The sequence below is a fragment of the Bradyrhizobium sp. LB13.1 genome (genome assembly GCF_054056815.1).
Genome location: NZ_JBSRYQ010000001.1, coordinates 6063757 through 6087443, shown reverse-complemented (window position 1 = coordinate 6087443; position 23687 = coordinate 6063757). Strand labels below are relative to the sequence as shown.

At 63.3% G+C, this 23687-nt stretch carries 24 protein-coding genes and 3 pseudogenes; 10 read left to right on the top strand and 17 right to left on the bottom strand.

Features of this window, described 5'->3' with window-relative positions; translation table 11 throughout:
* Nucleotides 1-51: 51 nt before the first annotated feature.
* From ACVWYI_RS29555 to ACVWYI_RS29545, 3 genes and pseudogenes are all read right to left on the bottom strand, one after another.
* Nucleotides 52-970: pseudogene (locus tag ACVWYI_RS29555) on the bottom strand (ABC transporter permease).
* Complete coding sequence (locus ACVWYI_RS29550; protein ID WP_456663902.1) at nucleotides 957-2048, bottom strand: ABC transporter permease; 1092 nt, start codon at nucleotides 2046-2048, stop codon at nucleotides 957-959. Before ACVWYI_RS29550 ends, ACVWYI_RS29555 begins: the two are co-directional and overlap by 14 nt.
* Nucleotides 2032-3603, bottom strand: coding sequence for an ABC transporter ATP-binding protein (locus tag ACVWYI_RS29545; protein ID WP_456663901.1), 1572 nt, complete (start codon nucleotides 3601-3603; stop codon nucleotides 2032-2034). The genes ACVWYI_RS29550 and ACVWYI_RS29545 overlap by 17 nt, the downstream gene beginning before the upstream one ends.
* Before the next feature lie 572 nt (nucleotides 3604-4175).
* On the opposite strand from ACVWYI_RS29545, the gene ACVWYI_RS29540 reads away from it, so the two are divergent.
* Complete coding sequence (locus ACVWYI_RS29540) at nucleotides 4176-5285, top strand: hypothetical protein (RefSeq protein ID WP_456663900.1); 1110 nt, start codon at nucleotides 4176-4178, stop codon at nucleotides 5283-5285.
* Nucleotides 5286-5443: 158 nt separating this feature from the next.
* On the opposite strand, the gene ACVWYI_RS29535 is transcribed toward ACVWYI_RS29540, so the two are convergent.
* The 6 genes from ACVWYI_RS29535 to ACVWYI_RS29510 are packed head-to-tail and all read right to left on the bottom strand — an operon-like array spanning nucleotide 5444 to nucleotide 11313.
* Nucleotides 5444-5926, bottom strand: a complete 483-nt coding sequence (locus ACVWYI_RS29535; protein WP_456663899.1) for a nucleoside deaminase — start codon at nucleotides 5924-5926, stop codon at nucleotides 5444-5446.
* Between the two features lie 13 nt (nucleotides 5927-5939).
* Entirely contained in the window at nucleotides 5940-7472 is a 1533-nt protein-coding gene (locus ACVWYI_RS29530) for an ABC transporter ATP-binding protein (protein ID WP_456663898.1), read from the bottom strand.
* Nucleotides 7469-8152: a biuret amidohydrolase gene (gene biuH, locus ACVWYI_RS29525; RefSeq protein ID WP_456663897.1), complete on the bottom strand. Its 684-nt coding sequence runs from the start codon at nucleotides 8150-8152 to the stop codon at nucleotides 7469-7471. The genes ACVWYI_RS29530 and biuH overlap by 4 nt, the downstream gene beginning before the upstream one ends.
* An 11-nt stretch (nucleotides 8153-8163) precedes the next feature.
* Complete coding sequence (locus ACVWYI_RS29520; protein WP_456663896.1) at nucleotides 8164-9090, bottom strand: ABC transporter permease; 927 nt, start codon at nucleotides 9088-9090, stop codon at nucleotides 8164-8166.
* A 1-nt stretch (nucleotide 9091) separates the two neighbouring features.
* Nucleotides 9092-10204: an ABC transporter permease gene (locus tag ACVWYI_RS29515; RefSeq protein ID WP_456663895.1), complete on the bottom strand. Its 1113-nt coding sequence runs from the start codon at nucleotides 10202-10204 to the stop codon at nucleotides 9092-9094.
* Nucleotides 10201-11313 (bottom strand): BMP family ABC transporter substrate-binding protein, encoded by a 1113-nt coding sequence (locus tag ACVWYI_RS29510; protein WP_456663894.1) that lies wholly within the window; start codon nucleotides 11311-11313, stop codon nucleotides 10201-10203. Before ACVWYI_RS29510 ends, ACVWYI_RS29515 begins: the two co-directional genes overlap by 4 nt.
* 400 nt (nucleotides 11314-11713) lie before the next feature.
* Between ACVWYI_RS29510 and ACVWYI_RS29505 the strand changes: the two are divergent.
* Together ACVWYI_RS29505 and ACVWYI_RS29500 are read left to right on the top strand one after the other, a co-directional pair.
* Nucleotides 11714-12974: pseudogene (locus tag ACVWYI_RS29505) on the top strand (allantoate amidohydrolase).
* A 96-nt stretch (nucleotides 12975-13070) separates the two neighbouring features.
* Nucleotides 13071-13361, top strand: a pseudogene (locus ACVWYI_RS29500) (hypothetical protein); the annotation flags it as partial.
* Nucleotides 13362-13445: 84 nt separating this feature from the next.
* Here ACVWYI_RS29500 and ACVWYI_RS29495 read toward each other — a convergent pair.
* The gene (locus tag ACVWYI_RS29495; RefSeq protein ID WP_456649126.1) at nucleotides 13446-13667 is read right to left on the bottom strand and encodes a hypothetical protein; all 222 of its coding nucleotides are present in this window, start codon (nucleotides 13665-13667) and stop codon (nucleotides 13446-13448) included.
* Nucleotides 13668-14015: 348 nt separating this feature from the next.
* On the opposite strand from ACVWYI_RS29495, the gene ACVWYI_RS29490 reads away from it, so the two are divergent.
* On the top strand, nucleotides 14016-14198 hold the full coding sequence (locus ACVWYI_RS29490) for a hypothetical protein (protein WP_247348323.1): 183 nt from the start codon (nucleotides 14016-14018) through the stop codon (nucleotides 14196-14198).
* Between the two features lie 20 nt (nucleotides 14199-14218).
* Here the strand turns inward: ACVWYI_RS29490 and ACVWYI_RS29485 are convergent, their stop codons facing one another.
* From ACVWYI_RS29485 to ACVWYI_RS29475, 3 genes are all read right to left on the bottom strand, one after another.
* Nucleotides 14219-15595 (bottom strand): vWA domain-containing protein, encoded by a 1377-nt coding sequence (locus tag ACVWYI_RS29485; RefSeq protein WP_456663893.1) that lies wholly within the window; start codon nucleotides 15593-15595, stop codon nucleotides 14219-14221.
* A 5-nt stretch (nucleotides 15596-15600) separates the two neighbouring features.
* Nucleotides 15601-16548 (bottom strand): AAA family ATPase, encoded by a 948-nt coding sequence (locus tag ACVWYI_RS29480; RefSeq protein ID WP_247348318.1) that lies wholly within the window; start codon nucleotides 16546-16548, stop codon nucleotides 15601-15603.
* 147 nt (nucleotides 16549-16695) lie between these two features.
* Nucleotides 16696-16896, bottom strand: coding sequence for a hypothetical protein (locus tag ACVWYI_RS29475; protein ID WP_247443856.1), 201 nt, complete (start codon nucleotides 16894-16896; stop codon nucleotides 16696-16698).
* A 224-nt stretch (nucleotides 16897-17120) separates the two neighbouring features.
* Between ACVWYI_RS29475 and ACVWYI_RS29470 the strand changes: the two genes are divergently transcribed.
* Complete coding sequence (locus ACVWYI_RS29470) at nucleotides 17121-18095, top strand: quinone oxidoreductase family protein (protein WP_247348316.1); 975 nt, start codon at nucleotides 17121-17123, stop codon at nucleotides 18093-18095.
* Nucleotides 18096-18233: 138 nt separating this feature from the next.
* Here the strand turns inward: ACVWYI_RS29470 and ACVWYI_RS29465 are convergent, their stop codons facing one another.
* The gene (locus ACVWYI_RS29465) at nucleotides 18234-18509 is read right to left on the bottom strand and encodes a hypothetical protein (protein WP_456649129.1); all 276 of its coding nucleotides are present in this window, start codon (nucleotides 18507-18509) and stop codon (nucleotides 18234-18236) included.
* 98 nt (nucleotides 18510-18607) lie between these two features.
* Nucleotides 18608-19216 carry a S24 family peptidase gene (locus tag ACVWYI_RS29460; RefSeq protein ID WP_247348314.1) on the bottom strand — a complete coding sequence of 203 codons (609 nt, stop codon included), beginning with the start codon at nucleotides 19214-19216 and terminating at the stop codon, nucleotides 18608-18610.
* A gap of 166 nt (nucleotides 19217-19382) precedes the next feature.
* Here ACVWYI_RS29460 and ACVWYI_RS29455 point away from each other — a divergent pair, with 166 nt between their 5' ends.
* Both ACVWYI_RS29455 and ACVWYI_RS29450 read left to right on the top strand, forming a co-directional pair.
* Nucleotides 19383-19910 carry a GcrA family cell cycle regulator gene (locus ACVWYI_RS29455; protein ID WP_456663892.1) on the top strand — a complete coding sequence of 176 codons (528 nt, stop codon included), beginning with the start codon at nucleotides 19383-19385 and terminating at the stop codon, nucleotides 19908-19910.
* A gap of 47 nt (nucleotides 19911-19957) precedes the next feature.
* Nucleotides 19958-20533 (top strand): hypothetical protein, encoded by a 576-nt coding sequence (locus tag ACVWYI_RS29450; RefSeq protein WP_456663891.1) that lies wholly within the window; start codon nucleotides 19958-19960, stop codon nucleotides 20531-20533.
* Nucleotides 20534-20579: 46 nt separating this feature from the next.
* On the opposite strand, the gene ACVWYI_RS29445 is transcribed toward ACVWYI_RS29450, so the two are convergent.
* Nucleotides 20580-20936 (bottom strand): hypothetical protein, encoded by a 357-nt coding sequence (locus ACVWYI_RS29445; protein ID WP_456663890.1) that lies wholly within the window; start codon nucleotides 20934-20936, stop codon nucleotides 20580-20582.
* A gap of 184 nt (nucleotides 20937-21120) precedes the next feature.
* On the opposite strand from ACVWYI_RS29445, the gene ACVWYI_RS29440 reads away from it, so the two are divergent.
* The 3 genes from ACVWYI_RS29440 (at nucleotide 21121) to ACVWYI_RS29430 (ending at nucleotide 22380) form a co-directional block, all read left to right on the top strand.
* Complete coding sequence (locus ACVWYI_RS29440; RefSeq protein WP_456663889.1) at nucleotides 21121-21420, top strand: hypothetical protein; 300 nt, start codon at nucleotides 21121-21123, stop codon at nucleotides 21418-21420.
* Nucleotides 21421-21711: 291 nt separating this feature from the next.
* Complete coding sequence (locus ACVWYI_RS29435; RefSeq protein ID WP_247348309.1) at nucleotides 21712-21897, top strand: hypothetical protein; 186 nt, start codon at nucleotides 21712-21714, stop codon at nucleotides 21895-21897.
* A gap of 141 nt (nucleotides 21898-22038) precedes the next feature.
* Entirely contained in the window at nucleotides 22039-22380 is a 342-nt protein-coding gene (locus ACVWYI_RS29430; RefSeq protein ID WP_247348308.1) for a phasin, read from the top strand.
* 348 nt (nucleotides 22381-22728) lie between these two features.
* Here ACVWYI_RS29430 and ACVWYI_RS29425 read toward each other — a convergent pair whose 3' ends face one another.
* Entirely contained in the window at nucleotides 22729-23559 is an 831-nt protein-coding gene (locus ACVWYI_RS29425) for an alpha/beta hydrolase (protein ID WP_247443850.1), read from the bottom strand.
* Nucleotides 23560-23687: the final 128 nt, after the last annotated feature.

Below are 23687 nucleotides of genomic sequence, written 5' to 3'. Positions count from 1 at the left end.
CCACGATCCGCAACGTGCGCGCCCCATCGCGCACGCGGCAGAAATGAAACGCTAGCGGTCAGGCACGAACACGGTGCCGAGTGCGGCCGGCGCGGTCGATCCGCCGGTGCGCGCGCGGGAGAGCAGGACCAGCACGATGACGGTCGCAAGGTAAGGCAGCGCCGACATGAACTGCGAGGGAATGCCGACGCCCCAACCCTGCGCGTGCAGTTGCAGGATCGTCACCGCGCCGAACAGGTAGGCGCCGACCACGAGTCGGCCGGGCCGCCAGGACGAGAACACCACCAGCGCCAGCGCGATCCAGCCGCGGCCTGCAGTCATGCCCGGAATGAAGAAGGGCGTATAGGCGAGCGGCAGATAAGCCCCGGCAAGTCCGGCGCAGGCGCCACCGAACATCACGGCGAAGGTGCGGATGCGCAGCACGGGATAGCCGAGCGCATGCGCGGAGACGTGGTTGTCGCCGCAGGCGCGCAGGATCAAGCCCGGTCGCGTGCGGTACAGGAACCACCAGACGCCGACGACCAGCGCCAGCGAGAAATAGATGAAGGCGTCCTCGCCGAACAGCACGCGACCGATCAGCGGGATGTCGGTCAAACCGGGGATGTAGAGATGCACTGCCGGCGTGATGCGCTCGCCGACGAAGCCAGCGCCGATCAGGCCGGACAGGCCGACGCCGAGGATGGTCAGTGCGAGACCCGTCGCAACCTGGTTGACCGCAAGCCCGAGCGCCATCAGCGCGAACACCAGCGACATCAATGTGCCGGCGACGATGCCGAACAGCGCGCCAATAAAGATCGAACCGGTCAGCCAGGCGCCGGGCAAAGCCGCAGGCGGCGCCGACGATCATCATGCCCTCGACCCCGAGATTGAGCACGCCGGATCGTTCAGTCACGAGCTCGCCGGTCGCCGCGATCAAGAGCGGCGTCGAGGCGGCGAGCACCGCGAGGATAATGGCTTCAACCAGCTCCACGAGCCACCTGTCGGTTCGGGAACACCAGCTTGAAGCGGTATAGAATGAGGGAATCGCAGGCGAGCACGTAGAACAGCAGGATGCCCTGGAAAACCTTGGTGACGTCCAAGGGAATCTTCATTGTGATCTGCGCCTGCTCGCCGCCGATAAAGGTCAACGCGAGAAAAAGGCCTGCAATTAATATTCCAAGCGGGTTCAATCGACCGAGGAAGGCAACGATGATCGCGGTAAAACCGTAGCCCGGCGAGATGCCGGGCTGGAGATGCCCGACCGGTCCTGCGACCTCGATGATACCGGCGAGGCCCGCGAGCGCGCCGGAGACCGCGAAGGTCAGGATGACCAACTGATTGGAATTGAAGCCGCCGAACCGCGCGGCGCGGGGCGCTGCACCGACCACGCGAATCTCAAATCCCTTGATGGTGCGTCCGAGCAATACGGCCGCCGCCGCGACGACCAACAGCGCGGCGATGGAGCCGAGATGCAGCCGGCCGCCTTCGATCAGCAGCGGCACCGTTGCGACCGGATCGAACTCGGCCGTAGTCGGGAAGTTGAAACCGTGCGGATCGCGCCATGGCCCGCGCACGAGATAGTCGAGGAAGAGGTCGGCGACATAGACCAGCATCAGGCTGGTCAGGATTTCGCTGGCGCCGAACTTCACCTTGCAGATCGCCGGGATCAGCGCGTAGAGCGCGCCCGCTGCGGCGGCGAGCACAAGCATGACCGGCAGCACCCAGACGCCGGCGTCGGTGCCTTGCGTCTTCACCGCAATCCAGCTTCCGGCGACTGCGCCGATCAGGAACTGCCCTTCGGCGCCGATGTTCCAGGCGTTGGCGAGATAGCAGAGCGACAGCCCGATCGCGATCATCACCAGCGGCGTCGCCTTCACCGCGATTTCCTGGAGCGAATAGCTGTCGGTCAAAGGCGCGATGAAATAGGCGTGCAGGGCGAGCAGCGGATTCTTGCCGAGAATCGCGAACAGGATGACCATCGTCACGATCGTGAGGCCGATCGCGATCAGCGGAGAGATCAGTGCGATCGTGTTGGAGCGTTCCGCGCGCTTCTCAAGCACCAACTGCATGCACGGCCTCCTTTGGCTCCAGCGTGCTGCCGCCCATCAACAGCCCGAGTTTTTCGCGGGTCGCCTCGCTGATGGCGAGCGGGGCGGTCAGATGGCCGTGGAACATCACGGCAATGCGGTCGGCGATTTCCGCGAGCTCGTCGAGGTCCTGACTGGTGACGAGCACGGCGGCACCGGCGGTTGCAAGATCAAGCAGCGCCTGGCGAATGACGGCGGCAGCGCCCGCGTCGACGCCCCAGGTCGGCTGGCTCACCACCAGCACCGCGGGGTTGCGCAGGATCTCGCGTCCCACGATGAACTTTTGCAGATTGCCGCCGGAGAGGCTCGCGGCTTCCGGATCGCGCTTGGCCTTGCGGACGTCGAACGTCTCGGTCGTGCGATCAACCGTCTTCAGCGTCGCGGCGGTGTCGATGAAGCCGTGATGGACCATACCGCTGGCGGCGTGCCCGGTGAGCAGCGCGTTCTCCGAAAGCTTCATGCGCGGCGCAGTGCCGTGGCCGAGCCGCTCTTCGGGAACGAAAGCAGCGCCGAGCTTGCGGCGCTGCGTGATCGAGAGGTGGCCGGCAGCAAGGCCTTCGATCACGATCGTGCCGGGGTCCCTCGACAAGCGCTCGCCGGACAGTGCAGCGAACAATTCGTCCTGGCCGTTGCCCGCGACTCCGGCAATGCCGAGGATTTCGCCACCCTTCAGCTCGAACGAGATATGCTCGAGCCGCACGCCATGCGCCTCGCCAGGGGCGAGCGTGAGGTCGTTGACGACGAGGCGCGGCACAGTGGTCTGCCGGCCGGCGGCCGCTTTCACTTGCTTGACCTCGCCGCCGACCATCATGCGCGCGAGCGAAGCGGCGGTCTCAAGCCTGGGATTGCACGTCTCGACCTTCTTGCCGCCGCGCAGGATCGTCGCGGTGTCGCACAGGCGCTTCACCTCTTCGAGCTTGTGGCTGATGTAGAGGATGGCGCGGCCTTCGGCCTTGAGCCGCTCCAGCACGATGAAGAGCTGGTCGGCTTCCTGCGGGGTCAGCACCGCGGTGGGTTCGTCCAGGATCAGGAATTGCGGATCCTGCATCAGCGCGCGGACAATCTCGATGCGCTGGCGTTCGCCGACCGACAATTGCCAGACCTCGCGTTTGGGATCGAGCGGCAGACCATAAGTCTTCGACACCTGCTCAAGCCGTGCCGAGATGTCCTTGAAAGACTCTCTCCCATCGAGGCCGAGCGCGACGTTCTCGGCGACGGTGAGATTGTCGAACAGCGAGAAATGCTGGAACACCATGCCGATGCCGCGACTGCGAGCTTCCGAGGGACCGGTCAGCGCGACCGGCTTGCCGTTCCAGAAAATATCGCCGGCGCTGGGCTGGATCAGCCCGTAGATCGCCTTGACCAGCGTCGACTTGCCGGCGCCGTTCTCGCCCAGCAGCGCGTGGATCTCTTTCGGCCAGATATCGATGTCGATGGCATCGTTGGCGAGGAAATCCCCATAGCGCTTGGTAAGCCCGATCGTCCTGAGGAGCGGGGTTTCGCCGGAATGCAGGCCGTTAGTCGTTGGATCCAACATTCGCTGATGCGCTTGCACGGGGTGAAGTGCCTCAATAGTGGGCTAGTTTGAACCGTCGCGTAAGGTGTGAAAAAGCGTCATCCCTTGCTCAACGCTTCGGCAGGCAGGTGGTGTCGGCGAGCCGCTGCTTTCGCCGGGCGGCGATCGACCTCAAATGCTTCCCGAACCGCCTTTGCAGTGCCGGCTCGCGTGTGACGCCTGTTGCAAATTTGTGACGGATCAAACCAAATCGGAACCCGCTATGCAGGCTTGACGTGAACTTGAGCAGAGACGCGCCATCACGCGTATGCATTTGCGAACACCGCGACAGTAGCTCCCGGCCATCGTGTCTGCCTTGTCCGCTCGACATGAAAGGCGAGTGAAATCAAATGGGAATTTCCGGCAATGGCCGCTCTCGCCTGACCGCGTGGCGGTGAGATTGGTCCTCCAAATCCGCCGGTGAAACGCAGCCTCCTGTGCAAACAAGCGGCATGCCTTGAAACAAGTTGAGGCTTCTCACTCCGGGAGATCGGCGCAAGTGTCGCACCAAGGGACGCTCATTTTTACGTGTCCAAAATTTGGGGGTATTCAGGATGTCATTTCGTTTCAAGGCAATTGCAGCAGGGGCGCTGTCACTTGCCACGCTCGCCACCGGTGGCCTGGCTCAGGCAGCGGATCTGCCGGTCAAGGCTGCCAAGAAGGCGGCGGACCTCCCATTCTTCCTGGTGATCGACGACCGCGTCACCTTCTCCTACATTTTCAACGCCTCGCAGCCCGGTGCGTTCACCAACACCAACGGCGTGATCAACGCCAAGACGACGAAGCAGGTCTACTCCTTCACCCATTTCGATGCCTGGGCTTACGGCACCAACTTCTTCACCATCTCGATGTTCAAGTCGGATCACAACGATCCGGCGGCCCCCTGCACCGCCACAGGCGTGATCGTTTCGCCGGCTGCGGGCTTCGCAGCGACGCCGGCGAGCTGTGCCGGCGCGACAGAAATCTATGGCCTTTTCCGCTCGACCTTCGGTTGGAACGAGATCTTCAACACCAAGGCCTTCACGCAGGGACCGCTGCACAACATCTCGTTCGAGGTTGGCATGGATGCCAACACGGAGAACCGGTATTTCGGCGCCGCCAAGCGCGACGTCGTCGCCGGTCTGCAGTTCGCCTTCGACCTTCCCTACAAGGGCTATTTCAACGTAGCGCCGCTGGTGTACTGGGAGTTTGCCAACCACAACTCCTTCTCGCAGTGCGGCGCCGGTTGGTCCGCGCCGTGTATTGCCGACGGCAACACGTCGTTCAAGCCAACCTGGGCGATCGAGACCAATTATTATATGGACCTCGGCTTCCTGCCGCCGAACATGCAGTATTTCTCGATCAGCGGCCGCGCCGGCTGGTACGGCAAGAAGGGAACAGACACCGAGCCGCTTCCCGCCAGCGTCGCCAACGGCGTCTATCCCACCAAGGTCGAGTTCAACTCCGAGCCGATCCGCCTGACCCTCGATGCCTCGAAGGCGGTCTGGGGTGAGAAGTATTCGCACTTCGTGGACGTCTGGGTCGCCTACCGCTACTGGCAGAACAAGTTTGGCCTCGATCACAACAACGCCGTGGCCTGCACCACCCTGGCCGGTGGGGCAAAGGTGAGCACCGGGTCCTGCACCGAGTCCTCGCTCTACTCCGGTGTCACTGTGAAGTTCTAGCCACCTGACACTCTTCGGCTGAACGACGATGACGCCGCGTCAAACCTCCGCGGCGTCATCTTCGTTTGTGGATAAGGAAAGTAGGTAGATGAGCACGTGGCTGCGCGAAGCGCAGTCCGCTGGCGGTAACCTACCCAACGGAGTTGAACTCTTGTTTGCTACTTCCACACGCCGTCGTGCAGCGCTTCGGCCTCGTCTTCGAGCAGTGGCCCCACAACCTCCGTCGGCCGTTGCCCGCTGGCAAAGACCTCGCGGCAGGGCAGGTCGAGTGTCGGGTTCTCTGGATGGTCGCCGGTGATGCCGCGCAGGCGGTGCTCGCTGAGGCCGTAGACCACACGGCTGATGCCGACCCAGTAGATCGCGCCGGCGCACATCGCACAGGGCTCTGCGGAGGAGTAGAGCGTGGCCTTCGCCAGCACCTCGCGGCCGAGCGTACGGCAGGCCTGCGTCGCCGCGAGACGCTCGGCATGCGCGGTGCCATCGTGATTCGGCATGTAGCCGTTCTCGGTCTCGATCAGCACCTTGCCGTCGGCATCGACGACGATGCAACCGAAGGGATGGTTGCCATGGGTGAGGGAACGGCGGGCGACCGCAAACGAAAGGCGGAGGAAGTGTTCGTCGCGCTCGGATGCGCCGCTCATCGCTCTTCCCTGGTCAATGCCCCGCCATGTGTCGGCCGACTACGGTGAGATCGGCCTCGCTGGTCCGTGCTTCATACACGAATTCGCCGTGGAACATCACCACCAGCCGGTCGGAGAGTTCCAGCAGTTCGTCGAGATCCTCGCTGACCAGCAGCACAGCGGCGCCGCGATTGCGCGCGGCCATGATCTCGGCATGGATCTGCGCCACCGCGGCGAAGTCGAGCCCGAAACAGGGATTGGCCGCTATCAGTACTTCGACCTTGCTGCCGAGCTCGCGGGCCAGCACGGCGCGCTGGACGTTGCCGCCCGACAGCGCCGAGATCGGCGTCTCCGGCGTGCGGGTCTTGATCTTGTACTGGGCTATCTTCTTCCTGGCGTCGTCGCGAAAGGCGCCGCGGTTAAGCCACCAGCCGCCGCTGGCGAACGGCGCGCGGTCGAACTCGCGAAAAGCGATGTTGTCGGCGACGCTCATGCCGCCGACGCAGGCGTTCTTCAGCGGCTCCTCCGGGAGGAGCGACATCTTGTGGCGGCGCATCTCCTCGCGGCTGGCGCGATAGGGATCGCCGGCGACGCGGATCTCGCCACTCTCGGCTTCGCGCTGCCCGGCCAGCAACTCGACCAGCTGGCGCTGGCCGTTGCCGGAGACGCCGGCGATGCCGACGATCTCGCCGGCACGGACCGTGAGCGAGACGTCGTGCACAGCGATGGCGCCGGCGTCGTCGAGCGCGCGCAGCTCCGCCAGCTCCAGCCTCGCATTGCCGGCCTCACCGGTGCGCGGCGGCTGTATCGTCAGCTCCTCGGCGCCGATCATGGTGCGCGCCATCGCGTCCGGCGTCAGCTCGGAAACCTTGCCCGCTCCGGCGAGCTTGCCGCGGCGCAGGATCGTGACGTGGTCGGCGAAGGCCATGACCTCGCGGAACTTGTGCGTGATCATCAGGATGGTCAGCTCGCCCTTGACGACCATGTCGCGAAGCATGCCGAGCACTTCATCGGCCTCCGCGGGCGTCAGCACTGAGGTCGGCTCGTCCAGGATCAGGAAGCGGCGCTTCAGGTAGAGCTGCTTGAGGATCTCGCATTTTTGGCGTTCGCCGGCCGAGATGGCGGAGACTTTTGCGCCGAGCGGTACCTTGAACGGCATGCGGGCCAGAAAGGCCTCGAGCTCCTTCATTTCCTTCGGCCAGTTCACCACGGCCGGTACGTCGTCGCGCGCCAGCACCAGATTTTCGGCGACCGTCATCGCCGGCACCAGCGTAAAATGCTGGTAGACCATGCCGAGGCCGAGCGCGTGGGCGTCCTTCGGATTGCCGATCGCCTGCTCGCGCCCGCCGACGAGAATGTCGCCCTCGGTGGCGTGATAGTAACCCATGATGCATTTGACCAGGGTCGACTTGCCGGCGCCGTTCTCGCCCAGCAGCGCATGGAACGAACCCGGCCGCACCTTCAGTGCGACATTGTCCAGCGCCAGGAAATCACCGAAGCGCATGGTCATGGCGATCGCGTCGACACCGAAGGCGCCTGACGGCGGTGGTGTTTCGCCGATGATCACGAAATCGCCCCGATGAAGGCGCCTGACGTCGAGACCGCGCCAAACACGCCGCCCTGCATCTTGATCATCTTCAGCGCGTGCTCGTGGTTGCTCCTGTCGGTCGCACCGCAGCAATCGTGCAGCAGCACGCATTCGAAGCCGCGGTCGTTGGCCTCGCGCATGGTGGTGTGAACGCAGACGTCGGTGGTAATCCCTGTCAGCACGATATTCTCGATGCCGCGCACGCGCAGGATCAGCTCCAGGTCGGTGGCGCAGAACGAGCCCTTGCCGGGCTTGTCGATGATGGGTTCTCCGGGGAGGGGCGCGAGCTCCGGGATGATGTCCCAGCCGGGCTCACCGCGTATCAGGATGCGGCCGCACGGGCCGGGATCGCCGATGCCGGCGCCGATCTGGCGCGAGCGCCAGCGCTTGTTGGCGGGAAGATCGGAGAGATCGGGACGATGGCCTTCGCGGGTATGGATGATGTGAAAGCCTTGGGCACGCATCGCCGCGAGCAGCTTCTTAATCGGCTCGATCGGCGCCCGCGTCAGTGAGAGATCATAGCCCATCTTGTCGACATAACCGCCGATGCCGCAGAAATCGGTCTGCATGTCGATGATCATGAGCGCGGTGTTCTCGGGGCGGAGATCCCCGTTATAGGGCCAGGCATAGGGCTCGGACTTGATGGTGCGCTCGGGCATGATTTCGCTTCCTAGCGGGTGATCGACAATTCGGCCGGGGCTCCGGTCAGCGTTCGCTTCGGCGAGCAGGTGATGATCATAATCGCCAGCGTCAGGATGTAGGGCGCGGCGTTGAAGAGGTGGTAGCCGGAGGTGACGCCGACCGATTGCAACGCCGGTCCCAGCGCCGCGGCGCCGCCGAAGGCGAGCGAGGCCCAGAGACACAGCAAGGGGTCCCACCGCGCGAAGATCACGAGCGCCACGGCCGTGATGCCCTGGCCCGAGGACAGGCCCTCGTTCCAGCTTCCGGGATAGAACAGCGACAGGAACGAACCGCCGATGCCGGCGAGAAAGCCGCCGACCATGGTTGCGCGCAGGCGGATCAGCAGCACCGAGTAGCCCATGGCACGTGCGGCATCCGAGCTTTCGCCGGCGGTGCGGATCAACAGACCCCAGCGCGTGGTGCGGAAGGCCCAGTATAGGATCGGGGCCAGCGCCACGCCGATCAGGAACATCACATTGATGCGGAGCGCGGCGCGAAGCTGCGGGATATCGCTCCACCAGCCGAAATCGATCGCTGGCAGCCGCGGCGCGGTCGGTTCGATCAGCGGCTTGCCGAGATAGAAGGCGAGCCCGGTGCCGAACAGCATCAAGGCGATGCCGACGGCAATGTCGTTGACGCGCGGCAGCGAACAGATGCCGGCATGCAATGCTCCCAGCAATGCGCCGGTGATGCCGGCGGCGAGCACGCCCAACCACGGCGATCCCGTGAGATAGGAGATGCCGTAGGCGCTCATTGCGCCCATCACCAGCGTGCCTTCAAGGCCGAGATTGATGCGGCCGGCGCGCTCGGTGATGCATTCCCCGAGGCTCACGAACAGGAACGGCGTCGAGACGCGAATGGCGCCGCCGAGCACGGCGAGCGGGACGGTCCAGAGTCCGATCGAGCCGTCTGCCATTTCACGACTTTCCCTTCAGAAATCCGATGCGGCCGTAGAGCGCATCGCTGCCCAGCACGAAGACGAAGATGATGCCTTGCAGCACCAGCACGGACGCATCCGGCAATCCGAGGCGGCGCTGCAACAGCCCGCCGCTGGCGCTGATGCCACCGAGCAGGATCGCGACGGGGATAATGGCGAGCGGATTTTGCCGCGCCAGGAAGGCGACAAGAATCCCGGTGAAGCCGTAGCCCGCGGCGAGATTGGCGTTGGCGCGTCCCTGCACGGCGGCGACCTCGACCATGCCGGCAAGGCCCGCGGCGCCGCCGGCGAGGAAGCAGATAGTCAGGATCAGCTTGCTGACATTGAGGCCGACGATCTTCGCCGCGCGGATGCTGCCGCCGGCGACGCGCGCGGCGAAGCCGAACACGGTGTGATAGATCAGGATGTAGGCGGCGATCGCGGCGATCAGGCCGAACACGAGGCCCCAATGCACATCGGTACCGGGAATGGAGCCGATCATGTTGGCCGCGCCGATCTCGCGGGTCGAGGGCTTGTTGAGGCTGGCGGGGTCGCGCATCGCGCCTTCGACGAGATGGTTGAGCACCGCGAGCGCGATGTAAACGAGCAGCAGGCTCGAGATGGTCTCGTTGACGCCGCGGTACTGCCGTAGCGCGCCCGAGAGCATGACCCACAGGCCGCCGCCGATCACGCCGGCAACGACCATGGCGATCTGCACGATGAGCGGCGGCATGCCCTGAAGCAACAGTGCGGCGCTGGTTGCCGAAAGCGCGCCAATCAGCAGCGCGCCTTCGCCGCCGATGATGACCATGCCGAGCTGCGCGGGAAGCGCCGTGCAGAGCGCGGTGAGGATCAGCGGCGCCGCGCGCGTCAGTGTGTTCTGCCAGGAGAACCAGGTGCCGAACGCGCCGTAGTACATGTAGAAATAGAGGTCGAGCGGGTTCTTGCCGAACATCGCGACGAAGATGCCGAAGACCGCGAGCGCGCCGGCCAGCGCCGCGCCCGGGATCAGGACATATTCGATCGCTCCGCCGTGACGTTGGAGGAATCCCGGATCGGCGGCCGGGGCAACAGTCCCGACCGCTTCAGTGGAATCCGCCGCCTCCGCTGTCACGAAGTCGCTCCGACCACGCCCTCCACGAGATAGTCCATCTTCTCGAGCTCGGGATCCTTCTGGCCGCGATCGGTGCCGGCCGCGATCACCGTCTTGCCCTTGTTATCGACCAGGCCTCCCTTGAAGATGGCGTAGCCGTCGCCGGACAAGAACTTGGCCTTGACCTCGTCGGCGTGCTTGCGCGCTTCGGCGGAGACCGCATCGCCATAGGGCGAGGTCTTGACGATCTCTTCCTTGAGGCCGCCGCGATAGAAGTTCGGGATGCTCTCGCCGGCGGCGATCATCTTGACGAACTTCGGATAGAGCGCCTCCCAGTTCCACTCGGCGCCGGTCAGGTAGGCCTTCGGCGCGAGCGGCGACTGGTTGACGTGGTAGCCGCAGACCATGGCGCCGCGGCGCGCGGCGTTCTCGACCATGGTCTTGGGACCGTCGACGTGGCAGGTCAGTACGTCGACGCCCTGGTCGATCAGGCTGTTGGTGGCTTCGGCTTCCTTGACCGGCATCGACCAGTCGCCGGTAAAGATCACCTGCGTCGTCGCCTTTGGGTTGGCGAGCCTGGCGCCGAGTGCGAAGGCGTTGATGTTGCGCAGCACCTGCGGGATCGGTTTTGCGGCGACGAAGCCGAGCTTTCCGCTCTTGGAGCTATAGCCGGCGATGATGCCCGAGATGTACTGGGCTTCGTCGATATAGCCGAAATAGCTGCCGGCGTTCTTCGGGTCCTTGTCGCTCCAGAGGCCGCCGCAGTGCTCGAAGCGAAGCTTCGGGAACTTGTTGGCCATCTTGACCGTGTGCGGATTGTAATAGCCGAACGAGGTCGGGAAGAGCAGGGTGGCGCCGTCGAGATTGATCATGGACTCGAGCGTCTTCTCGACCGCGTCGGTCTCAGGCACCTTCTCTTCTTCCACGACCTTGAGGCCGGGAATCTTCTTCAATGCCGCAGCGCCCTGGGCATGCGCCTGGTTGTAGCCATAGTCGTCGCGCGAGCCGACATAGATGAAGCCGATGGTCGTCTCGGCCGTGAAGGCCGGGCGGATGCCTGCCGCCGCGCCGAGGGTGAGGGCCGCACCGCCCTGCAACAAATGACGTCGTGAGATCCTGCCAAATTCCATTGCCTGCTCCCCTTGGCGGATTGACCGCCTCGATCTCGCGGCTGCGCCGGTTTGGCGGAGCCCGGAACAAGATGTCGCAAGCTTCATGCCAGAGGTCGGGAAGCGGGCAAATTATCGTAAGCTATGGAAAAATATAACATTTTTTAATTTTAAGGATCTTGCCGAGGAAATCGGCAGATTATTTTATAGGCAATATCTGTCTATTGTATGCAATTGAGTTAAGCAGACCGATCAGCTCGCGCGTGTGCACGACGGGAGCTACGCTCTGCCGGCTACCCTCATTCATGCTACCCACGCGCGGATCGGGACCGCGCTCGTGATTTCGCCGGCACCGAACTTGTATCGATTGCCGCCAGGACCGCCGCTGCCGCGGGTCCCAAGAGATGGAAAGCTCGCCGAGATGGCTGCTGGTAACGCCGTTCAGAATGCATCGCTCGGCGAAGCGATCGTGCGAGGGATCAACGAGCTCGCCGCGATCTCGGAAGAAGGCGACAAACTTACTCGCATCTATCTGACCAGCGAGCTGCGCAAGGCCGCGGATCTGATCCTAAGCTGGATGCGCGAGGCCGGCATGAGTGCGCGTCTCGACGCGATTGGCAATGTCTGCGGGCGCTACGAAGGGGAGCGGCCGGGCGCGCCTTGCCTGATGCTTGGCTCGCACTACGACACCGTGCGCGATGCCGGCAAATGGGACGGGCCGCTGGGCGTAATCACTGCGATCGCCTGCGTCGCCGATCTCAACGGCCGCGGCAGGCGCCTGCCGTTTGCGATCGAAATCGTCGGTTTCGCGGATGAGGAGGGGGTGCGCTTCGCTTCGACCTTGCTCGGCAGCCGCGCGCTCGCTGGCACTTTTGATGAGAGCGTCCTGAACACACGCGACCGCGATGGCGTGGCGATGCGCGACGCGCTCGTTTCGTTCGGGCTCGACCCCGATCATATCGGCGCGGCTGCGCGGGCGCGGCGCGAACTGCTTGCCTATCTCGAGCTGCACATCGAGCAGGGGGCCCGTGCTGGAAGCGCAAAACCTGCCCGTCGGTGTCGTCACCGCGATTGCGGGCGCGACACGGCTTGCCGCGCGCCTGACTGGCATGGCGGGGCACGCCGGCACCGTGCCGATGGCGCTGCGCCGTGACGCGCTCACCGGTGCTGCCGAATGCATCGGCGCGATCGAGCATTTCTGCCGGACCGACGCGAGCGGCCTGGTCGGCACTGTCGGTTACATTCAGGCGAGGCCCGGCGCGACCAACGTCATTCCGGGCGAGGTGTCATTCACCATCGACTTGCGCGCGCCGATGGACATGCACCGCAAGCGCGCGGTCGCCGATGTCGTCCGGCAGATCGAAGCTATCGCAAAGCGCCGCCAACTGACGCTTCAGCTCGACGTCACCCACGAGAACCGCACCGCGCCTTGCGCGCCCTGGCTCAAGGACCAGATCGCGCAGGCGATCCATGCGGAAGGCTTTTCCGTGTTCGAGCTGCCGAGCGGGGCGGGGCACGACGGCATGGCCATGATCGACATTGCCGATGTCGGCATGATCTTCGTCCGCTGCCGCGGCGGTATCAGCCATCACCCGGACGAGCATGTCGAGCCCGCCGATGCTGACGCCGGCGCGCGGGTGTTGCTGCGGGTGATCGAGAATTTTCGGCCGCGGGAAGGGTAAGTTGATGCCGCAAGTCACGGGATAGAGACACGAATCAGGCAGGTCTGGAAGAGTGACGGCCTATCGCCGCCACCGAGACACCATTCCACGACGCATGTGAACAGCGACATCTCTTTTCCATCTCATCGCGAGACCCGGTTTTATCAGGGGCGGGCGGCGACCTTCGTCGCCAACGCGCTTCAGGCCGTGAATTTTCTCGGCGATCGATTCCTGCGAAAGTCACATCATCCGTTCACGGCCATCGAGGACCTTTACCGGCACTCGATGGACAGCGCCTTTGCGGTGACCGAAGCATTCCTCGTCACGGGCGCGCCGCACGCCTCCGCGTACTATCCGCGCGACTTCGCCTGGTTCTATCCCGACGTTCTCGACCCCGAAACCATCATTTGTTCAGCCCGCCAAACCCGTTCCTGATCAGCTCCCGCATCGGCTTGCTTGCCGTCCTCGCGCCGCGTCGCTGCACGCGCGATATTACGCCACGAGATCCAGCAGGCGGCATGATCCGCGCACCAGTACCTTGCGTCCTGTCAATGTCATCTCGGGAACGCCGTCCCTGATCGCGACAAGGCCGAGCTTGATAAGGCCTTCGACGACATGGGTCTTCGTGAGGCGACTGCGCGACGGCGGATTGCGGAGCGCTTTCAGAACTTCCCATTGGTCCGGCGAAAGATCGAAGTCGATGTCGTTGCTCATGTTGCCTCAAGCGATAGTACCGTTCGCTCACCTGTTAGCGGCGCTGCGTGAAGACCGTGCGACGACAATGAGTCGGGAATTCGGTCAGGTGTTTAGAACTCCTCTTCACAAATTGCCGCATGTCGTTGCGCCACAAGAATTAAGATCGCTCGATCACGAATATCTTCCCGGGGCCTCGATCACATATTGATGAAGCGGGCTTGATGTCGCGCGGAGATGCCGCGCTGCACGGGAAGTGCTGCTGTCCCATTCCGCGTCGCAATATGCATGGAAATCATGAGACGAAACGCTCGAGATGCTGCTACGCTGATTGGCGTGAAACGGCTTCACACGGCAGGAGTGGAGTGCATGATCAGGCTGGTCGAAATTCGCAGTCAAGAATCCCTGTGCCGGGAGCGCGCCGCGCTTGATTTCGAGCGCCGGGTTTTCTGGCTTGCGCAAGCCCAGGAATGGGAGCAGCGCGCGCTTGACGAAATCGCCTATCATTTCCGGGAGTGCAATTTGGCTCCGACGGAGTTTGCGCGAAACTGACGTCGGCCGTGGCGTAAAGCCTACTGATAAGTCGCCACGATATCGGACACCGCGCGCTCGAGCTGCTGCGCGGTGGCGCACTGGCGCACCACACTGCAGAAGGTCGCGTAGCGCGGCATCTCGGAATCGCCAAAGCCCCAGGCGAGACGTCCTTCGGGATTGAGCCACACCAGGCGCTTGGAGCGTTCGGAGATGCGGCGCAGGATGTCGGCGCGCGGGTCGAGATTATTGCTGCGGGCATCGCCGAGCACGATCACCGTGGTCTGCGGTGTCAACGTGCTCATGAACTCCTTCTCGAAATCGACCAGCGACGAGCCGTAGTCGGAGGAGCCGAAGCCCACCTTGGACATGATCTCGGCCATTGCCTCTTCCGGCGATTTCGATTCCAGAATGTCGCTGACTTCGATCAGATGCGAAGAGAAGGCGAAGGAATGGACGTCGTCGACCACCTCGTGCAGCGAGTGGATCAGGAGCAGGAAGAAATCGGAGACTTGCGCGACCGAGCCGGAGACGTCGCAGAGCGCCACGATCTTCGGCCGGTCGCGATGCTTGCGCTTCCACGCCGTGAGGAAGGGGATGCCGCCCCAGGCGGCGTTGCGGCGCAGTGTGCGGCGGACGTCGAGATGACCGCGGCGCTGGCGCTTGCGCGGTTTCGAATAGCGCTCGCGCAGACGCCGCGCGATCTGGCGGATGAGAGCGCGCATCTCCGCGACATGGCGCCGCTCAATGCGGGCAAGCGGCGCGTTGCGCAGGATCTCGTTGCGGAGGTTTTCAGCCTCCTCGCGGGCATAGAGCGCAAGCCCCTGCGCGACGGTGTCGCGGACGGCTTCGCGCAGGGCGTCGAGCGCGGAGCGAAGTCGCTCGGCCAGCGCCGGGTTGGTCGCGGTCAGCTCCTCGAGATCGTCGCGCAGCCGCTGGAGCCCCATGGCGTCGAGGATGCGGCTGGAGAAGATGCCGCGCTGGGTGGAGTAGCGGATCTCGGACAGAGAGGCCGCGCCTGAGGCGCTGGCGATCGCGGCTGCGATCGCGTTGCGATCCTGCGACAGCAGCATCTGCGCGAGCGGTCCCAATCCCTCGGAAGGCTGACCTTCGCCCGCTTCGCTGGCCGGGCTGGAGGAGGGCGATTGATCCGCGTCCTCCGAAGCGTCCTCGCTGTCGGCCTCGGGCTGATTCTGCCGCGGCTCCGGCTGGCTGAAGAACAGATCAAAACAGTCGCCGAGCGCGAGCTTTTCGTCCTGCGATTTGGCAAGCGTCAGGAGCAGCGCGTCGCGCAGGATGGTCCGGTCTGAAACGCCGACCTGCGTGACCGCACGCATCGCATCGATGCTTTCGGCGGGCGAGACATGGACGCCGACGCCGCGTGCCGCACGGAAGAAACGATGGAGGTTCTCGCGCATCGGCGTCAACCGAAGACGTTGGATCGTGCTGCCTTGGCAATGAAGGTCGTTATCTGAGGCTGAGCCGCCTCGATGTCGGCCTCGTATTTCAGGAGGACGTTGAGCGTGTCCTTGACTATGTCGGTGTCGAGCTCGGAAGCCTGGAGCAGAACCAGCACGCGCGCCCAGTCGATGGTCTCACTGACCGAGGGCAGCTTCTTGAGGTCGAGCGAGCGAATCTCGTGGATGAAGCCGACCATCTGCCGCCGCAGCGTCTGCGAGATGCCGGGGACGCGGCTCTCGACGATGCGCTCCTCGAGCCGCTGCTCGGGGAAGCCGATATGCAGATGCAGGCAGCGCCGCTTGAGAGCGTCGCCGAGATCCCGCTCGCTGTTGGAGGTGAGGATCACCGTCGGCGGCGTGATCGCAGAGACGGTGCCGAGCTCAGGGATTGTGACCTGGAAGTCGGAGAGGATCTCCAGCAGCAGCGATTCGAATTCCGCATCCGACTTGTCGATCTCGTCGATCAGGAGCACGCAGCCGCCGGGCTGCTCCAGCGCTTGCAGCAGCGGCCGCGGTTCGACGAATTCCTTGGAGAAGAACACGTCGCCGAAATCGTGAAGCTGGGCGAGCGCATCGTGCAGCGTCTGCGCGCCGCCGAGGACTTCGCCGAGCTTGTCCTTCAGGATCTGTGTGTAAAGAAGCTGCTTGGCGTATTTCCACTCGTAGAGCGCCTTGGCCTCGTCGAGGCCTTCATAGCATTGCAAGCGGATCATCTTCAGGCCGCGCCAGGCCGCGATCGCCTTGGCCAGCTCGGTCTTGCCGACGCCTGCAGGGCCTTCGACCAGAATCGGCTTTTCGATCTGTTGCGACAAATAGACGGCGGTCGCGATCTGCCGGCTCGCGATGTAGCCTTGCGCGGCGAGGCCGCTCTCCACTGCCTCGATCGCGGTCGAGGCCTTCTGTTCAGCCACGAAAGGCGCTCCCAAAGGTCTTGCTTGAGGCTTGTTCTGCCTGTGTTCCCGGCAAAGAACAAGCCTCGTTTGGGAGGGACCAGACCCGCGCGTACGGACGTATTTTCCGCTCAACGCAAATAGTTGAAAGGCCCACCGGCCGTGCGATCAGTGCCGCAGCAACTCCGGCTTGCGGATGGTCTGTCTGACCTCGGCGCCGCAATCGGCGCATTCATAGACGAAGTCGATCTTGGCAAGGCTCCAATGCGGTTCAACCTCCCGCACATACATCGGCAGGAACCCCATGCAAGCAGGGCAGATCACAGGCGCGATTTCCATATCCTGATGATGCTGTACATAAGCTGGCATCTCGGCTCTCCTTCGCAGGCGACCACCAAACCCGCGCAAAGGCTACTGCCGGTCGGCGCAAGGCCGACATCAACTCTTTCGAACAGAGACGGAACGGCGGAGGTTTGTCGTTCGCTGTGACATTCTTGTTACGTCTCGGTACTGTGACGGGCGGACTAAATGCCTATTTCAAAGGGCCGATCCGGTATTCGGACTTTTACCTCAACGATAAGGGAGCAACGCCCATGACGCATGCCATTCGCTTTCACCAGACTGGTGGTCCGGAAGTCCTGGTCTGGGAGGAGGTCAGCGTCGGCAAGCCCGGACCTGGCGAAGCACGCATCCGCCACACTGCGGTCGGTCTCAATTTTGTCGACATCTACAACCGCTCCGGTGTGTACCCCGTGCAATTGCCGAGCGGTCTTGGCAGCGAGGGGGCCGGTGTCGTCGAGGAAGTGGGCTCGGGTGTCACCGATCTGAAGCCGGGCGATCGCGTCGCCTATGGCGCCTCGCCGCTCGGGGCTTATTCGGAGGCGCGGCTGATTCCCGCCGACCGGCTGCTGAAGCTGCCCGACGGCGTCGACGACAAGACCGCCGCGGCGATGATGCTGAAGGGGCTCACCACGCAATATCTGATCCGGCAGACCTATCGCGTGAAGGCCGGCGACACCATCCTGCTCCATGCGGCTGCCGGCGGCGTCGGCCTGATCCTGAGCCAGTGGGCCAAGCATCTCGGCGCGACTGTGATCGGCACCGTCAGCAACGACGAGAAGGCCAAGCTCGCCAAGGCGCATGGCTGCGATCATGTCATCATCTACACGCGCGAGGATTTCGTGAAGCGCGTGGATGAGATCACTGGCGGCAAGAAGGTGCCGGTGGTTTACGACTCCGTCGGCAAGGATACGTTCCTCAAGTCACTCGACTGCCTCGCGCCGCTCGGCGTCGCCGCGCTGTTCGGTGCATCCTCCGGCGCTGTCGAGCCGCTCAATCTCGGTTTGCTCGCACAGAAGGGCTCGCTCTACGTCACCCGGCCGACGTTGTTCACCTACGCCGCCAAGCGTGAAAGCCTGGTCGCGATGGCAGGCGAGCTGTTCGACGTCGTCAAGTCCGGCGCAGTCAAGATCGAGGTGCGCCAGACCTATCCACTGAAGGACGCCGCCAAAGCGCATGCCGATCTCGCCGCGCGCAAGACCACGGGCTCGACCGTCCTGACGGTGTAGTCTCCGACCGGGCTGTGACGTAGACTGGCAGAGCGTTTTCGAGCGAAGTGGATTCCGGTTCGCGCAAAGAAAACGCGTCAAGATAAGAATCTAGGGCCGGTCCGCTTCGATCGGAACGGAAACGGCCCTAGGCCTGCGTCACGTCCGCTCGTGCTTGCGCAGATCGCGGGCGTGATCGAGCCGGATCGCCTGGAGGTCGATATCTTCGGCAGCGATCCGGGGCAGGACAGCCTCGGCGAGGATCGCCTCGGTCACGTCCTCGACCGAACTCTCCACGATCTCGTGGATGAACGAGATGTTCCGATATTCGCCTGACGCGACGCGGGAAATGACCTCGCGCCTAGTGATTTCAGGATCGACCACCGCCTCGCGGCCGCGCCGCCCATAGTCGATCATCACGACGAAATACTGCATGAAACGATCCTGCCGTGCCCGACGGCCGGGGCACGGCAGAGTATTTCCGAAAAATGGAATCAAGTCAAGTTAGATTTCGAAAAATCGGAAGTCGGCGCCTACCTGCTCTTCTTGCGAGGGCGCGCCGACTTGGCGCGCAACCGCTCGAGCTGGCCCTTGGGCATGGACAGGCAGATCTCGCCGACCCACTCCAGTTTCACGCCGACGATCTGCTTGGCATTGAAGCTGCTGAGATTGACGACGGAGGGGGATTTGCCCCGCTCGATGGTCTTCAGATAGCGCTCGCCGGACTTGAGCCGGACCACGGCCTCTTCGCCGTAGAAGCTCGACAGCGGATGGCGCTGGTCCTTGTAGACCACGATCACGTCGCCGCTCTCGTATTTGGGCAGCATCGAATCGCCCACGATCTCGAACGCGATGGTCTCCTCCATGATCGGGAAGGGCAGCGCGATGTCGCCGAGTCCCTCCGGGGGAACCTGCTCATAATCCGGCTCGATCACGGCACCGGCGCCGACGCGGCCCATGATTGGCGCGAGATTGAGCTCGAGATACTCCATGATCGGAACGATTTCCGAGGCCTTCACCAGGCGTTCGCCGCCGAGGATCTCCGAGACCGCGCCGGGCCGAACGCCCATGGCTGCCGCCAGGCCGCCCTTGCTCTTGCCTGTCTTTTCCAGGCCCCGCTCGATCATTGCAGCGTCCAACATGGTGATTCCCTCGATTGTCCATCGTCCCGCCTCTTGTAATCCGAAATTCGGAATTGATGCAATTATGAATATCAGAATTATTGCTTGACACTTACTTCGGAATAACGGAATGTGCGCTCGGCCTCGCGATCGTGCGATCGGAGGAGGCGCATCACAGGACAGCAGCATGGAACCGGGCAATTGGTCGTCGGAGCACTCCGACGCGCTTCGCGAATATTTTCTCAAGGGAATGTCTTATGCGGAGATCGGAAGGGAGATTAACGCAAGGTTTGGAACGGCTTACACGCGCAATGCGGTGGTAGGCCGCGCCAAGCGGCTCGGGCTGGTCGTGAAGGTACCGATGAGGAGTCCGTCGATCGTGCCGGTTTTGCCGTCTGGAGCCTGTCTTATCCTCCCGCACCGTCCCACGTTACTGAACCTGCCGCCGAAATCCGCGATGAAGCCCGCCGCCCCGGTCAAGCTGCGCTGCGTCGGCGTCCAGCCGCGTCTGGTCCCGTTGGCCGAACTCAATCGCGACGACTGTCGCTATCCCTACGGCGGCGACACAGACGGGGAGGAGATTGCCTTCTGCGGCCATTCGCGCCAGCCGGGCTCGAGCTATTGCGCGCCGCACGCGCGCCTGACCCGCCGCTCTGGAGCCGGGTCCGGCCGCCCCGCCGGACCGGTCGTGCTGAGGCTGGTCTCCGCAGCCTGACCTGGCGACCGCCCGTTCAATCGTCAATTTCGCAAAGGAGTATCCGAGTGGCACGTGTCCGAAGCAACAGGTCCTACAAATTGGCGAAGATCTACGACCGGCGCTCGCGCGAGGTACCGTTCAATGCGGAGGTGGCGGACGTCGAGGTCGATAATCCGCTGGCGCTCGACCCCGGAGAGAAGATCATGGCCGTGCGGTCGATCCGCAGCGATCCGCTCGGCAGGCTGCACGCGCACCATCAGATTGACGAGGCGCAATTTCGCGGCGGGCGTGCCTTCCAGAACGATTGGGAGAGGGCCGAGCGAGGTCTTCAGGCGATGGACCCGACCCGCGAATATGTCGATGGCGCGCGCACGCGCGAGCCCGTCACCGAGAGCCAGCGTCAGGCGGTGCTGCGTCTGAACGGGGTCGAGCGCGAACTCGGCACCGACGGCGCCGCGCTGGTGCACGATGTGTTGGTACTGGGCCTGACCATGGGCGAGATCGGCCAGCGTCGCGCCGTCCGTACCCAGCGCTGGAACGACTATTTTTCGCGGCGCTTTCGGGAATGCCTGGACCGGCTGGCGCTGATCTATGGCTTTGCGACGGAAACGGGGAGACAGCGTGCAGGGCAGCGCGGATGACAACGGCACGCCTGCGGTCTCGGCCGCCGGCGTGCCAGTCTGCTGCTTAGGGATGCGGCAGGATCTGGTAGGGCGTGGTATAGGGCTCGACGCGGAGCGAGGCGTTGGCCAAAAGCCCGATCTTGGCGGTCGGCGCCTGCTGCAATTCTCCGCTCGGACCGCGATGCACATTGTATTGCCACACGGTGAGATCGCCCTTCTGCGCAAGAGCAGGCGCAATCGCGCTGGCATCATTGCCGCCGAGCGCTTGAAGCTCCTCCGCCGACAATCCGACGACGATTTCGTCCTTGATGGTGACGACCTTGAACAGGTTCATCCTGGTCTCCTGCGCCCATGCGCCTTGTATCGAGAGGGTGAGAAGCGCGACCGCGGCGCCTTTGATGAAATCGCAGCGAGAAAGCATGCCGTCGTCCTTAGGTGCTGGGGCGCGCCCGAATCGATCAGTCCGTCGGCTATGGCGCCCGTGATCTGCGTGACTGTTTCGCATCCGCTTTGTCGTTCGCTCCTCAAGAACGGTTCATGGCCAGCAACCAAATACGGCCCGAATGAAGAGCCGCGTCCGAGTCTGACAGCTCGAGGCGGCGGGTATGATGAAATTCTCCGGCGCAGTTTGCCTTCTCATGTCGCTTGGGGCAGCAGACGTCGCTGTGGCTGCCGATCCGTTCTATATCGGCAACTGGACATTGACTGCCGCCGCCGTCGCGCCATGGGCCGATCCGCAACGCAAGCCTGACAGCACCGGGCAGGCGCGGCTGATGGGAAAAGAGGCTGCCTTCAAGGCGCGAGATATCAGGACCTCGTCCCTTTGCCTGCGCAAAGGCGCAGTACAAGGTCAGCGATCGAGACAGTATGCCGAATTGATGCCGCTTCTTGACGCAGGTGGGTGACGGGGGGCCATATTCCTGTTATCCGGAATTGCTGTAGTGCGATGCAGACGAAGCATTGCTACGCCAACTGTTGGGCTTGCCGGAGGAGTTGTTCCTTGGCATAAGTGCAACCTGCTCGGTTGAGCCCGAACGTTCGGACATGTAGCTCAGCGTGCTAGCACGCGAGGGTCCGCTCCGGCCGAAAGCTCGCCGTCGCCATGGTATCGGGTTATGCGTTCGGTTATGGCGTTCGGTTCTCAGTTGGGACCTCGATGTCGGATCACGAAAGCCGATGCTTGTTATAGGTGCGAGATGAAAAACCTCAATTTCGCCGCTGAACTGCACCTCAAGCTCGGCGCGCCTGCAGGCGGCACCGTCGAAAGCCTGCGTCTGCTCCGCGCGTTTCTGAAGCTGGCGCCCCGGCAGCGTTTCGAGGTCATCAAGCTCGTCGAAGACCTCGCCACCGAAGAAACTGTTTCCGAACACCCCCTGTCCTAAGCCGGGCTGCGCGCCGGCCTTCCGCCTTGCCCTTCGTTTTCCTGCCAGAACCGGCCGCCGGGCGAGGTTTGCCCCGGGCTGGACGCTGGAAGGCGATCCGGCAAGTGTGGTATTCAGTTTGAAAAAGGGAGGAGTGCGACCATGATCGAACCGAAGATCGAAGTTCCGGCCGAACTGCGCGACCTGGCGGAGAAGACGATTGACCAGGCGGAAAAGGCATTCGGCATGTTTTTCGAAGCCGCCACCAAATCGATGACGACCGTTCCGGGCGCGGGGGCGGAGGTGTCGAAGCAGGCGCTCGCTTTCACCGAGCAGAACATGAAGTCGGCGTTCGAGCATGCTCGCAAGCTCGTTCATGCCACCGACCTTCAGGAGGCGATGCGAATCCAATCCGATTTCCTGCGCAGCCAGTTCACCAGCGCCGGAGATCACATGCGCCAGATGACTGGCAGTCTCATGCAACCGGGAAAGGACAAGTCCTGATCTCGGTGTGTGACTCCATCATCCTCTGCTGATCCCTGCCGGTCCTCCGGCAGCGATTTGCATTTTCGGGCACGCGTTAGTTTGCGACGCCGTGCTCATCCGCAACACGAACCCGGAAATTGCGAGAGGCCGATGCGGGCAATGATCGACCGCAGCAGCCTGCGGGCCGAACGATAGAGATGCCGCGCGAATCTCGGCGTCCTTGCCACGGGCAGGCCAAAGCTTGTCGTACGGAGATTTTTCGTGTCAAGGCTTTGATGGAGTGCGACACGTGCCTCTCCGAGATGGCGAGGCCCTGTCTATCGTGCCCGGCTCGGGGCAGCCTTGACCTGCCGCAAAGGTGCCAGGCTAATAGTCGCCGGGGTTCATGATCATCGGGCTTTTCGTATCGGCAGGCGCGAGCGCACTGCTGGCGCTGTCGCGCAGGAAGCGGTCGAGCGTCGCCTGGATTTTCTCCTTGACCGCATCGGGACCGCGGTCGCTCATCTCGGTATGCTGTGCGCCGGTGTGGATAATGTCGATGCCGAGCGCCTTGGCCTCTTCCGGCGTCGGCAGCACGCCCGGGTCGGTCTGGAAATGCGGATCCTTCGAGCGGAACGACAGGATCTTCATGTTGTCGCTGAGCACGAAAGGCACCCGCAGATTGTCCAGCGTGATCACTTTCGACACCAACTCCGGGTGCTGATGAGCGACATACATCGAAACGTCGCCACCGTTCGAATGTCCGACGAGGGTGATGTGGTCGAAGTCGGCGTTCTCCTGCCGCCTCTTCAACTCAGCCAAGGTGAAGAGGATGTTGGTCTCGCAGCGGATATAGACCTCGCGCCGGCCGACATATTCCTGGCCGACCCGGGTCATCAGCGGCGGATCGCTCGGTAGGTCCTGCTGGATGCTGGCGACAAGATAACCGCGTGCGGCGAGCACGTTGGCGAGAAAGGAATACTCGGTGGCCTTGACGGTGTTGCCGTTGCTGATGATGGCGAGCGGCAGCTTCCAGAGACCGAGATTGGCCTTGGTCTCGTAATCGCGCCGCACCGCGATTTCAACCGCGATCGGCCGTTGGCGGGCGGCGTCGAACAGGGCCAAAACCTCGTGGCGGATCGCGAACCGGCTGACGACGAAGTACTGGCCGACGCCGAGGACACAGAGAAACGCCAGAACTGCAAACACCCTTTTCATGGTTCCGTCTCAAATCACTTTTCACTGAAGATGGCCATTGTGAACTGCCGGATCGAGCGATCGTGAGCAGGTTACGGGATTAAATTTAGGACAGTCTGTGAGGAACGCCGCAAAAGGGCCGCATCAAG